The following is a 12,347-nucleotide window of genomic DNA, read 5'->3' as shown; positions in this document are numbered from 1 at the left end:
ATCAATTAGCTGCTTTTATGAGAGTTTTGATTGGATATTAAATCCTAGATGGGTCAGTACTATTTAACGCGTTCCCAGCCGCCATTTTTATTACAATGATTGATATATTTGACAGGATGGCTGCTTGTTCCGAACGCCGTTGAACGGTAAAGGTACTGTACGGAAAGGCTCCCTGACAAGGAACTGATAAACCTGCCGTCGAACGGATTAAACAACTTGCACTTAGCTTCTGGATCTGCTGCATCATGAACGCGGATATTCCTGTGCTTAACGGCTTCAGATAAGGCTTGAATGGTTGGTTTTTGCCATGCTTTTTTCTTGGTTTCTGCAGCTGAACTATTGCTACCAAAGCGATACTCAATGTTGCCTGACACTCTGGTTTCAAAAGCTTCGTCATAGGAAACATTGATACCAGCAGTTAAACCATCAGCGATCTGATAGTCCAGCTCGACCTGAACTCCTGAACCATCTGCTTCTCCTAGATCACCGCTTTGGTAGTAGTAACCAACAGAGGCATTGAGTTCAGGGGTGACGAAGTAACCAACATCCAGGCCATACGTATCAAGCGCCCCACCGAAATAACGCGCATTGAGGCGCTGCTCTGTATCACCAACAGGAATCAAGGCATAAGCATTGAAGTTCCAGGTATCTGATACTGCTTCTAAACCTGCTGCGATCTGCTGAAAGAAAGCACTCTTCTCTGTGCCGCTGACAATGATCCCCGTATCAGTTCCACCTGTATTCATCGGCCTGCTGTCATAACCACCGTTCAGCCCATACATCCAGCTGCGGTCGCTATTCAGCCAGCGATACCCAAGCCTTGATGAGGTGCTGATCGTTGTTCCAGCAACCTCTGTATTAACGATGCTGCTCTTGCCGCCGTAATCAGCAAAGTTGGCGTTGAGCAGCACATCAGCAAAGAACACACTGCTCTCGCCAACAGCGATTGGAAGGAACCCACCGATACCTGTCTGGTTTGGTGTGCCTGCTCCTTGTAGTGCGCCTTGAAAACCCCAGTTGAACTTGACTGCATCCTTGAGGTTGATCTCCTGCAGATCAAAGGCATCGTCTTTGCCTTGAGAAGAGCCGCTGATCTGAGCCTCTAGCTGTTCATTGCGTTGCTTGAGTAGTTCATTCTCCTCAAGAAGCTTGTCGTATTCCTGCTGCCGCAATAAAGCAGCACTCTCTTCTGCAACAGCAGGAAGCAAAGGAGTGCCAGCTAGTACCAGTGCAGCAACACCGCTCAGCGATAACGACAGCCGCAAGGAACTCTGCATTGATAAGGATCTATTGAGCGCAGAATGCCTTGCTTTGATGGCAGATGAGAGCTGCAGTAGGCAGTTTCAGCTCTGCTGCTATTCAACAGGCAATAAAAAACCCGCTCGTGGCGGGCTGCAATGTCCCTAGCTGACACCCTTATTTTAGCGATCTCGTTTTATCTAATTTCAGCTCAATCGTGCCAGGTATTGAACCATCAATTAGCCGCTTTTATGAGAGTTTTGATGAGATGCTAAATCCTAGATGGGTCAGTACTATTTAGGGGGTTCCCAGCCGCCAACTTTTGGGTTGCCTGGGTTGCAGTGGGCTACAATGCCGGACGCCCCTGGCCGGACTGGGATGGCTTTGGTTCTGTAGAACGTAATTGATATTTCTTGGCTTTGGCTCCCCTTATAAATCGCTCCAAAATTATAATCCTGCGTGATATATATTTTGCACGTCCCATCTGGATCTGTTGCATCATGAACGCGAACATTCCTGTTTTTAACGCTTTCAGATAAGGATTGAATTGTTGGTTTTTGCCATGCTTTTTTCTTCGTTTCTGCAGCTGAACTATTGCTACCAAAGCGATACTCAATGTTGCCTGACACTCTGGTTTCAAACGCTTCGTCATAGGAAACATTGATGCCAGCAGTTAAACCATCAGCGATCTGATAATCCAGCTCTACCTGCACGCCAGAACCATCTGCTGTTCCTAGATCACCGCTTTGGTAGTAGTAACCAACAGAGGCATTGAGATCTGGGGTGATGAAATAACCAACATCAAGGCCATAGGTATCAAGCGCCCCACCGAAATAACGCGCATTGAGGCGCTGCTCTGTATCACCAACAGGAACTAAGGCATAAGCATTGAAGTTCCAGCTATCTGATACTGCTTCTAAACCTGCTGCAATCTGCTGGAAAAAAGCACTTTCCTTGTCGTAGAGCGTGACACCTGTTTCAGCATTGCCTGTATTCATCGGGCGGCTGTCATAGCCGCCGTTAACGCCATACATCCAGCTGCGGTCGCTATTCAGCCAGCGATACCCAAGCCTTGATGAGGTGCTGATCGTTGTTCCAGCAACCTCTGTATTAACGATGCTGCTCTTGCCGCCGTAATCAGCAAAGTTGGCGTTGAGCAGTACATCAGCAAAGAACACACTGTTCTCGCCAACAGCGATTGGAAGGAACCCGCCGATGCCTGCTTGGTTTGGTGTTCCTGCTCCTTGTAGTGCCCCTTGAAATCCCCAGTTGAACTTGACTGCATCCTTGAGGTTGATCTCCATCACCCCGAGATCATCTGCGCTGCCAACGTCTTGAGCAGCAGCAGACAACACAGCCCCATTGGAGAGTGCCAGTGCTGCAACACCGCTCAGCGATAAGGACAGGCGCAAGGAATGCTGCATTGAGAAGGATCTATTGGGCGCACAATGCTTCGCTTTGATCGCTGCTGCCCGCTGCAGTAGGCAGTTACAGCTTTGCGATAAGTATTTAGACAATAAAAAACCCCGCTCGTGGCGGGCTGCTGGGTGCAATGTCCCTAGCTGACACACTTATTTTAGCGATCTCGTTTTATCTAATTTCTGCTCAATAGTGCCAGATATTGCAAACTGATTTGTAGGCTTTTGGGGTAATTGAAGCAATAAAAAACTCCTGTCAATGCAGGGGCTTTAGGATTAGATTTGGGGGCGCAACTGACCAGGTCTATATGTCCTTATGGGTGGAGTATGCATTGGCATGCTGAGACTGAATCTATCCTACAGATATAAACACTAATGGTAAAATCAGTTGATCACTAACCAGTACACACGCCGGGCTTATTTGGATCGTTATCGTACGGTGTGCATTGCTTTGTACAGCATTCACTATAAAGTCTACACCTACAAGCGTCAATCCCGTTCGGACTACGGAAGCACCCGTTAGGATATGGCGAATCTGCGGAAGGTGTGCACCCGGAGCCAGAATCGTGAACAAAAATATTCCGATTTGATGGTGTTTGCGTTAAAGATTTGATGACTGGGATATTAGAGGACTTTTCCTTCTCAGCTTTGCTTTGATTTTCTGTAAAAAAGCGATAACTTATTGTACCTAAAACACGGGTTTGGTATGCATTGTCGTAGGAAATCGACCCGCCTAAGGTTAATCCGTCTGTAATTTCATAGCCTAATTTCCCAAGGATGCCAGACCCATCAGGATTCTTGCCTCCAGCTTGGTCGCAGGGTGCATCGCCTGCCTGATAATAATATCCAACTGATGCATTGAGGTCAGGAGTAATGAAGTAGCCAACATCGATTCCATACTTATCAAGTGCCCCTGATTCGTAATAGGGATTCAATCGTTGTTGAGTATCACCAACAGGGACTAGGGCATAGGCATTAAAATTAAAGCTATTACTAACTGCCTCTGCATTTACAGCAACTTGCTGAAAAAAGACTGACTTTTCTTTGCCGCTGACGTCAATCCCTGTATCTGTCGACCCTGAATTCATCGGGCGGCTGTCATAACCGCCATTCAGCCCGAACATCCAGCTGCGGTCGCTATTAAGCCAGCGATAACCAAGTCTTGATGAGGTGCTGATTGTTGTTCCTGCAACATCGGTGTTGATGATGCTGCTCTCGCCAGCTCGGTCAGCAAAGTTGGCGTTAGCGAGGACATCAAGAAACCAGACGCTGTTGTCGCCAACAGAGAGAGGCAAGAACCCACCAATACCTGCTTGATTCGGCGTGCCTGCTCCTTGCAGTGCCCCTTGAAAACCAAGGGTTGGCTTGACGACATCCTTAAGGCTGATGCTCATCACCCCGAGGTCATCAGCACTTCCGTCCTCTTGAGCAATGGCAGGAAGAGCAGCAATAGAGATGGCAGAAGCCAAAAGCCCTAGGGAAAGACGACGCAGCATGGGGTTTTGTGAGATGAACTAAGGGTGCACTGCTTGTGTTGCTGCTGCCCGCTGCAGTAGGCAGTTACAGCTTTGCGATAAGTATTTAGACAATAAAAAACCCGCTCGTGGCGGGCTGCAATGTCCCTAGCTGACACCCTTATTTTAGCGATCTCGTTTTATCTAATTTCTGCTAAATCGTGCCAGGTATTGAACCATCAATTAGCTGCTTTTAAGCGAGTTTTGATGAGATATTAGATCCTAGATGGGCTTGTACTCAAGCGGGTTCCCAGCCGCCATTGCCTGGGTTACCTGGGTTACAGTGCCACCTACGCCTCTTTCCCGCCGTGCCCGCCGTGAGTGTTGCCTTGTATTGGCTCCCGAAAAATGTTGCGACAGGACGGCCGTCGAGCGGATTAAATATCTTGCAGCTATTCTGTGGATCTGTTGCATCATGAACGCGAACATTCCTGTTTTTAACGCTTTCAGATAAGGCTTGAATGGTTGGCTTTTGCCATGCTTTTTTCTTGGTTTCTGCAGCTGAACTATTGCTACCAAAGCGATACTCAATGTTGCCTGAAACTCTGGTTTCAAAAGCTTCGTCATAGGAAACATTGATACCAGCAGTTAATCCATAGGCGATCTGATAATCCAGCTCGACCTGAACGCCTGAACCATCTGCTGTTCCTAGATCACCGCTTTGGTAGTAGTAACCAATTGAGGCATTGAGATCTGGTGTGATGAAATAACCAACATCAAGGCCATAGGTATCAAGTGCCCCACCGAAATAACGCGCATTGAGGCGCTGCTCTGTATCACCAACTGGGATCAAGGCATAAGCATTGAAGTTCCAGGTATCAGAGACTGCTTCTAAACCTGCTGCGATCTGCTGAAAGAAAGCACTTTCCTTGTCGTAGAGCGTGACACCTGTTTCAGCATTGCCTGTATTCATCGGCCTGCTGTCATAGCCGCCGTTCACGCCATACATCCAGCTGCGGTCACTATTCAGCCAGCGATACCCAAGCCTTGACGAGGTGCTGATTGTTGTACCAGCAACTTCTGTATTGACGATGCTGCTATTACCGCCGTAATCAGCAAAGTTCGCATTGAGCAGAACATCAGCAAAGAACACACTGTTCTCGCCTACAGCTATCGGAAGGAACCCACCAATACCTGTTTGATTTGGCGTGCCTGCTCCTTGTAGTGCGCCTTGAAAACCCCAGTTGAACTTGACTGCATCCTTGAGGTTGATCTCCATCACCCCGAGGTCTTCTGCGCCGCCAACGTCTTGAGCAGCAGCAGACAACACAGCGCCGTTAGAGAGTGCCAGTGCAGCAACACCACTCAGCGATAACGACAGCCGCAAGGAACTCTGCATTGATAAGGATCTATTGAGCGCAGAATGACTTGCTTTGATGGCAGATGCCCGTTGCAGTAGGCAGTTTCAGCTTTGCAAGAAGTCAATTGGGCGGCGTGCAGCGTTGCCAACCGATCTTCTGCAAGTTGATCCACATCTCGATGCCTAGATGCCTGAGCATCCTTTGCTGCCTGATGGGTTTCCCAATGCGAGCTGACAAGCGGTAATAGCTCACCAAAACGAACTGAGCATGTTGCGTTGGTGTATCGGGCTTGATCTGAAGGAGCATCCCTTCCTGTCTGTTGACCAGCCAGCCTTCACCGTTGGACTTCTCTTTGTATCTGGCGTAATCAGGCTGCTGCTGCCACATCAGAGAAGTTTGGCGAGATTCCCCATTGGGTTGAGACTGTTCTTTTAGCCGTTCGTCTTCCAAAGCCGCCATATCGCCCAAGCAAACAGAGCCACCCAGAAAGCAGCAACTAGTAGGACAGGTGGACCAACAAAAGCTGGCGGCAGGACATAGGACAGACCCCATAGGAGACTCCTGCCTAAGTCTTACCAAGCGATGTTTGGGATGACGATGCATGCCCATGCAAGAGCTGCCGTGAGAAGGGTTTTCTAGAAATTATTCATTCCATTCCTCGCTAAACGTTCACCTCTGCATAAAGGTTTCCTGTTCCTGATGGTTTGAACCTGCCGTAGTTCTTGAGATGGACTTCCATCGTGTGTCCCATTGCCTCAGCGATGTTGGCGACAGGAAGGTTCTTGGTATGGCTTTCTTTGGCGTAGCGATGCCTGAATGAATAAGTCGTGAGCTGTTCACCTGCATGGTCTGCCTCCTCAATCATTGCCATCCAGGTTTTACGTCTTCGCAGATATGAGGTGACAGCTTGAGCACCTTTTCCTTCAGTTCTTAGGGGAGGCAATTCTTCACCGATTTGAAGACGAGCCTGAAGCTTCCAATCAACAGCCGTGCCGTCAACATCACGGACAAACAACGGATGCAAGCGACGCGGTTCTGTTTTCTGACCTTTGATGCCACCCATTGATTTTTCATAGATGCACCAAAGAGCACCATCCTTGATTCGCAACCAACGCAACTCTTCAGGACGCAACCCAAAAACCGCAAGCAATTGAATAGCAAACTGCCAGCGAGGGTCAGGGATTGATTCAATCAAGGAAAGGATTTGTGCATCGCTGAGTGGGAACCCAACCCGCTTTGGCTTCAACGTTTCAGGCAAACGAGCAGGTGGGCTGTAAATGGGTTTTAGGTGACCCCTTTGCACCGCCCAATCCAAGAACTTGGAAAGGACTCTGCGGCTGATTTGTCGCATCCTTGTGCCCTGTTCCCATTGCGCCAGTGCTGCCATACAAAGAGCTTCACCGTCCACTGGGGGTCGGTCTTTGAATTGCTCGCGGCAGTTGCGGAGAACAGGCACGTAATTCTCTTTCCACGTTTTCTCGCCTGCATAAGGAACGAACTTCTGAAAAGCATCAACTAACTGAGTGAAATCGAGTTTCTGATGTGAACTGCTTGTGTTGGCGACTTGCGATGCAGCAGTAAGGGTGATGCGCCCACCATCCCAACGCTTAAAGATCTGCTGAATACGAGGCAAGGCTTGCGTTGATCCTTTCAGCGTCCACTCGTAAGGGAGCATCACTGACCCCACATCAACGACCTGAAGTCGCATCGTTCCACGACTATTCAGGACCTTCCAACCAGGACCACAAGACACCTTTATCTGGTCCCTAAAGGGCTTCACCCAAGGCTCAATTTGACTGATGCGTGGCAACTGCTTAGCGACATCCTGCTCTCCAATTGTGTGCAAGATGTGTGCAAAACGTCAAGCAGCAGATAACACCAGATGACAGAAGGCAACACTGAATGCTGTCTATGACTGAGATCTATATTTCAAAAGCCCTTGCCTACTAGGGTGAGCAACCGCTTTGGGAGCAGGATGTCGCAGGTTCGAATCCTGTCACCCCGATGCCCGAGACGTCTGCATTGACGGGCTCAGTTGCCGCCTCCCCAGGGCGGCTTTTTTATTGCTCGAAAAAGAAGGAGGAGCGGCAGTGTCACTGTCCTACCAAAACCAAACGACATCACCTCAATGGCATGAAATCCATGCTTGATCTAGAGGCAGGAATCATCCGCTGCGGTCATTGAGGGATGTAGCTGCGTGGTCTCCTTCTACTGAGCGAGGCAAAGCCTGAGAATTTTGATACTGCATCTATTCCAGACAATATTTTTCAGCGCTGAGCCCTAAGCCTTCCTTTTTGACAGGGCGGGCTGTTTGGCTACATAAAGAACAGAAACGTCGGGGCGCCTTGTGATGATTGCCAAAATCCAAGGTTCAAAATGGCGACGTTCGATCAAACCACTCCCTTCATGCTGTTGGCCCGGATCCATGTGAAGCCGGGATGCGTGGACAGGTATCTGGAGCTGGCCCGTGTGACTGACGCTGCTGTTCAAGCTTCCGAGCCTGGAATGATGCATCACACCTTTGATCAGGATCCGGAAGACCCACAGGCATTTGTTTGGTCAGAGGTCTACGCAAATGACCAAGCATTTGCCGCTCACGTGTCCAACCCTCCAGTCCAGGAGTACTTGCAGAAACATGCTGAATTAGGAGATGGGTTCAGCATCGAGGTTTACGGCACTGTTGGTGATGAGTGCAAAAAGCTGATGGAGTCCTTCGGCCTTCCACTGAAGATCTACCCCACCATGCTTGGTTACAGCAGGGTTTAAAAAATCAAGATCAATTCCACTATCACTGAATCCGGGACGAGATTCGGGGCGTCGATTGCTTGCACCAACGCGGTGTGGTTGTCAGCTGGTCATTCTTTCCTCAAGCTCGACAAACTCCTCATCGCTGAGACCAGGCGTGATCGTCGCCGTGACGCCGAGCCCTTTGGTCCAGGGATAGGTGTGCTTCTGCACTGCTGCAAGGTTGTCGGCTTCCACTAGGAGCACACCTCCTCCGGTTTGGGGATGGATCTGACGCGCCAGCAACTTAAAACCGGCAAATTCATCCATTGGCTTGCCGCCCTTGATGTAATCCACAATCGCCTTGGTGTAGTCATCGCTGGTGGGATCGGGAGCGCACCACTGGATCATGAAACGTGCCATTTAAAAGCGTTCAGAAATTTCTCAATACTCGCTTACACAGCCAAAGACCAGTGGTATTAATCCGAACATCCGGCTTGCCCAGTTGATCTAAAACTCATCCTTTCGAGGGAAGAGGCCTCAACGCAATGGGCAATCCAGCCAAAAACACTGATGAGGCAGCAGCAACCCGATTACGCCAGATAAAAGGAGAAGTCCAACGGTGAGTGCTGGCTGGTCAACAGGCAGCAGCGGATGCACGGTGATCTGAAGTCCTAAGAAAATGTGCGGACTTGCCGATGATCCCGATCGTGCAAGCCTCGCCATAAGGGGTTGAGCCCAGCTGCCTCAGCCGCTTGGGTGAAGGAATGAACGAACCAAGCGAGTTCCTCAGCCCGGAGACAATTCAAAAGCTTGAGAAGTCAGCACTGTTGGTGACCCCCCTGCTTGATGCCCAACTCTCCTTCGAGATTGACGATCTAACTCCGCACCAAAACGAATACTGGAATTGGTGGGTGCTTGAAGAGCAAACAAGTATCAGCCGCAAATACGAAGAGGACGAGAAGTCAGATCCAATACATGAAATCGCCGAAGGATTCAGCCATGCCTGCAAGCGGGAATTGGAAATCATCAGGACGATTTCAGATTCAGCACTGGAGCTGAGGCGAACGCGCCTTGCAAGCGAGAGGAAGCGAACAGCAGCTTGACCCCAGCATCTCCACGGCGTTAGTACAGGCGGACTAAAAAGGCGCTGCATGGAGGAGTGGAGCTTTGTCGGTGAGCTGGAGCTTGAGGGCTGGAAAGGACCTCGGATCTGCCAAACCTTCCATCACTTCACCTATGGCGTGGATGCCCACTGCAGAACACTGCTGGCCTGCAGCATCCGGCGAAAACAGCTGCAGCAGGGGCAGCACCTCACCAAGACCTGCAAAGCTCTGGTTACCCCACTTTCACGAGCAGCCGAGATGGGAGGAGCCTGAATTAAGAGCGAACCAAGGCATAAAAAAAGAAGGCGACTAAGCCTTCTTCGGGGGGTGTGAGGAGTCAAACCTTGTAGGGAATTGACCGAGCACATGCTGATGAAATTCCGCAGAACAGTCAACCAACTGATACGTGGGGGATTGCTCAGCAAGATTTCTGAGGCATGATTCATCTGTGAGGAGGGCTTCTTCACGGAGTGGAAACAAGGCAACACGCCCAAGGAGAAGCCGAGAAACCCTGCCTTTGGCGGGGTTTTCTTTTGTCTAACGCAATAGGCAGCTTCAGCTTTGCTGCTATTCAGAGGGCATTCAAAACCTTCGCTCGGTGAGGGATTGATCTTGAGAGAGTGAGGTCGGCACTGGAGCAGATGGAATAAGGGTGGTATCCGCCTTTATGGATACATCCAGACGCCAGAGGCTCTCGTATAGTTAGAGCAAAAGATCGAAGTTCCTGTGAACACATTGATCGTTCTGGCTTTGGTGCTTGTAAACCTGGCCTTGATTTTCCACCTGGGCGAGAAATTATTTAACTACGTGAAGAGATATACAGATCACAAGAAGTTAGTTAATGACCATCCTGAGATGAAGTCAATTGATCCTGAGCGTGGGCTTATGGGATTTGAAAGTGACGATGTGATCCGTTCATTAGTTCTGGACAACGATGAGCCAGGAGCAAGTGAGCCGTACCTGGCAACTCTTAACGAAGAAGAGGAAGATTAGTCCCCCGCTGCAATGAGAAACACCGCTCAAGCCGGGATCAGTGAGACAAATCACTAATATTTTTGAATGTACGTTTTTCACTCTTAAGAACTTTTGGCTCATCTCGAAGTTTTTTCATTGCATTACAAGGTCAATGCTTTCTATACATCACCAGAGAGTGACTCAGAAACCAACTCTTTAAGGCTTTTGAGCATTAATCCGCCTCCAATTCTAATCGTCACAATACAACCCATAGTCTGACATATCATTATTGGCTCGAACGTCATTAGAATACGATGCAAGAGTCCGCCCAAAAGAGCCAACTATTTATCTCTGATGCTCTCTGTCAAATGGAAGCTGACGGCATCATCACTCCCGAACAAATCATGACTCATCTTAGAGTGTATGGAGAGCTTACATATGGCTTTGATCAAGAATATCTAGAGAGGATATTAGGAAATTACATCGGTCTTAAACGATGCTCCTTTTCACGCAGAGTAGTTTATGACAAGAAGCCTTTACTTCCTTAAAGTTAAGAATTGACCAGTTTGCCAGCGTGATTTAGTAGTTTAGCTTGAAAAATTGATATGGCGTGCGTGGAGATCATCCCTCCTGGACCTCCTCACTATTTCTGAAACGATGCGAATCACAATCCCCCATTCGCGTTGGCTTCTCTGCTGATTTACCCCCAAATGGGTTAAAGACTCGCTCTCAACTGCCAACCTATAAGCTTGTCTCTCTCAACATCAACTAGATTGAACTCTTCAAGTCCTTTGTTGATTGACTCATGGAAACTCGCTAATACTTAAAAGATAAAGCAAGGTCGTTCAACAAACATTTCCCTCCATCTTCATGGTTTTCATAGCCGATTTACGTATTAGTCAATGATTATCCACTCTCGTTGAGCATCAATAATTTCGTAGTCATCCATAACTTCATCGTCCCTATAAAGAACTAACTCCATGTCAAACTTGCAGAACTTATCCTGTTCATTCTTCTCTTCCTCCCAATGCTTCATAATCTCATCGTATGAGTCAGATGTGCATTCGGTTTGAGATTCTCCCGTTATCTTATTAAGGATGATTCGATAGGTAGTCATTGTGAGAACTCTGCGACATTATAAAGAATATAGAAGAGTAAGGCTTGACCACAAAGTGGCATCAGTAGCTCGTGCAGCAGAGCCAGCACCATCAGTGTGATGAGTTTGATTGATAGGCGCAACTGTTGAAGCCTTCCCCACTGCAATACAAACCCCGCTACTGGTGGTGGGGATACTGAAATCCTTCATTTTAGCTTGGTATCAGTTCTACTAATCCCTTCGGCGGTAGAGGGAAGAGCTTCAATGATCATTTACTGAATTTTTCATAAATTCTCCACTCTTCAATACACATAAAATCGAACAAATAGCACACAGCCAGCCAGCAAATGGACTAGAATCTCCTGACCTTAGCAAAGGAACACTATGAATCAACAGCCATACGACCTTTTCGACATTGATAAGGGCACAGATAAAATATTCTTTATTGGAACATCGTTCATTGTTCTCCTCCTGTTTCTCCTTTGATATAAGGATTTCTGCATTTAACAACACAGAAGATCTCAAAACGAGGAACCAAAAATCCTTCTAGAATTGGATTGCAATGGCACTCAAGAAATTTTACTAAACTACCAGCGGTCGGGTGTCTAGCATCTCAGCATTCCCTCTTGACTGAATATTATTCATTAGATGTTTATCTTTTTATGTTTTACACTGACTTTCTAAAAGATAATGAATTGACTCGAGCAGGATAAGGACAAGATATTATGCCTGGCGATCTTGATGCTGATTTATTTTTGATAACTTTGATCAAATTGATAATTCATACGATATAATTAATAATTTCAATCTATCGGGTGGCGACAACTTTGCTGTAGAGGCTTTGATTAATATTGAAGCAGATTCAGATTTTATTTTCTCAAGCTACTCAAGCTTTGAAGCCAAAGTTGATATTGGCACTGATTGGAATTCGGATTTAGTACACTAATTCAAGTATAATTGCAATCTAAAGCAACGCCTTGGCACTTGTAAGAAGA

The 12,347-nt window shown here is 47.8% G+C and carries 12 protein-coding genes; 5 read left to right on the top strand and 7 right to left on the bottom strand.

The window, feature by feature from the left end; translation table 11 throughout:
• Positions 1 to 59: 59 nt before the first annotated feature.
• The 6 genes from SynMVIR181_RS05275 to SynMVIR181_RS05250 form a co-directional block, all read right to left on the bottom strand.
• Positions 60 to 1,277 carry a carbamoyl-phosphate synthase gene (locus tag SynMVIR181_RS05275; RefSeq protein WP_255444462.1) on the bottom strand — a complete coding sequence of 406 codons (1,218 nt, stop codon included), beginning with the start codon at positions 1,275 to 1,277 and terminating at the stop codon, positions 60 to 62.
• A gap of 255 nt (positions 1,278 to 1,532) precedes the next feature.
• A complete protein-coding gene (locus SynMVIR181_RS05270) occupies positions 1,533 to 2,663 on the bottom strand; it encodes a carbamoyl-phosphate synthase (RefSeq protein ID WP_186590237.1) in 1,131 nt (376 codons plus the stop codon).
• 389 nt (positions 2,664 to 3,052) lie between these two features.
• Positions 3,053 to 4,153 carry a carbamoyl-phosphate synthase gene (locus SynMVIR181_RS05265; RefSeq protein WP_255444461.1) on the bottom strand — a complete coding sequence of 367 codons (1,101 nt, stop codon included), beginning with the start codon at positions 4,151 to 4,153 and terminating at the stop codon, positions 3,053 to 3,055.
• A gap of 256 nt (positions 4,154 to 4,409) precedes the next feature.
• On the bottom strand, positions 4,410 to 5,510 hold the full coding sequence (locus SynMVIR181_RS05260; RefSeq protein ID WP_255444460.1) for a carbamoyl-phosphate synthase: 1,101 nt from the start codon (positions 5,508 to 5,510) through the stop codon (positions 4,410 to 4,412).
• Positions 5,511 to 5,592: 82 nt separating this feature from the next.
• A complete protein-coding gene (locus tag SynMVIR181_RS13265; RefSeq protein ID WP_255444459.1) occupies positions 5,593 to 6,075 on the bottom strand; it encodes a DUF1651 domain-containing protein in 483 nt (160 codons plus the stop codon).
• Between the two features lie 58 nt (positions 6,076 to 6,133).
• Complete coding sequence (locus SynMVIR181_RS05250) at positions 6,134 to 7,282, bottom strand: site-specific integrase (protein WP_186590236.1); 1,149 nt, start codon at positions 7,280 to 7,282, stop codon at positions 6,134 to 6,136.
• 194 nt (positions 7,283 to 7,476) lie between these two features.
• Between SynMVIR181_RS05250 and SynMVIR181_RS13165 the strand changes: the two genes are divergently transcribed.
• Positions 7,477 to 7,656 carry a hypothetical protein gene (locus SynMVIR181_RS13165; RefSeq protein WP_222929427.1) on the top strand — a complete coding sequence of 60 codons (180 nt, stop codon included), beginning with the start codon at positions 7,477 to 7,479 and terminating at the stop codon, positions 7,654 to 7,656.
• 192 nt (positions 7,657 to 7,848) lie between these two features.
• Positions 7,849 to 8,238 carry a putative quinol monooxygenase gene (locus tag SynMVIR181_RS05245; RefSeq protein ID WP_186590235.1) on the top strand — a complete coding sequence of 130 codons (390 nt, stop codon included), beginning with the start codon at positions 7,849 to 7,851 and terminating at the stop codon, positions 8,236 to 8,238.
• An 81-nt stretch (positions 8,239 to 8,319) separates the two neighbouring features.
• Here SynMVIR181_RS05245 and SynMVIR181_RS05240 read toward each other — a convergent pair whose 3' ends face one another.
• The gene (locus SynMVIR181_RS05240; protein WP_186590234.1) at positions 8,320 to 8,619 is read right to left on the bottom strand and encodes a DUF3303 domain-containing protein; all 300 of its coding nucleotides are present in this window, start codon (positions 8,617 to 8,619) and stop codon (positions 8,320 to 8,322) included.
• A gap of 344 nt (positions 8,620 to 8,963) precedes the next feature.
• Between SynMVIR181_RS05240 and SynMVIR181_RS05235 the strand changes: the two genes are divergently transcribed.
• The 3 genes from SynMVIR181_RS05235 (at position 8,964) to SynMVIR181_RS05225 (ending at position 10,295) form a co-directional block, all read left to right on the top strand.
• A complete protein-coding gene (locus SynMVIR181_RS05235; RefSeq protein ID WP_186590233.1) occupies positions 8,964 to 9,302 on the top strand; it encodes a hypothetical protein in 339 nt (112 codons plus the stop codon).
• A 48-nt stretch (positions 9,303 to 9,350) separates the two neighbouring features.
• Complete coding sequence (locus tag SynMVIR181_RS05230) at positions 9,351 to 9,575, top strand: hypothetical protein (protein WP_186590232.1); 225 nt, start codon at positions 9,351 to 9,353, stop codon at positions 9,573 to 9,575.
• 453 nt (positions 9,576 to 10,028) lie between these two features.
• Positions 10,029 to 10,295, top strand: coding sequence for a hypothetical protein (locus SynMVIR181_RS05225; RefSeq protein WP_186590231.1), 267 nt, complete (start codon positions 10,029 to 10,031; stop codon positions 10,293 to 10,295).
• Positions 10,296 to 12,347 lie beyond the last annotated feature (2,052 nt).

Origin of the sequence: Synechococcus sp. MVIR-18-1, assembly GCF_014279835.1 — a bacterium.
GTDB lineage: Bacteria > Cyanobacteriota > Cyanobacteriia > PCC-6307 > Cyanobiaceae > Synechococcus_C.
This window is presented reverse-complemented; position numbering and strand designations above follow the sequence as displayed.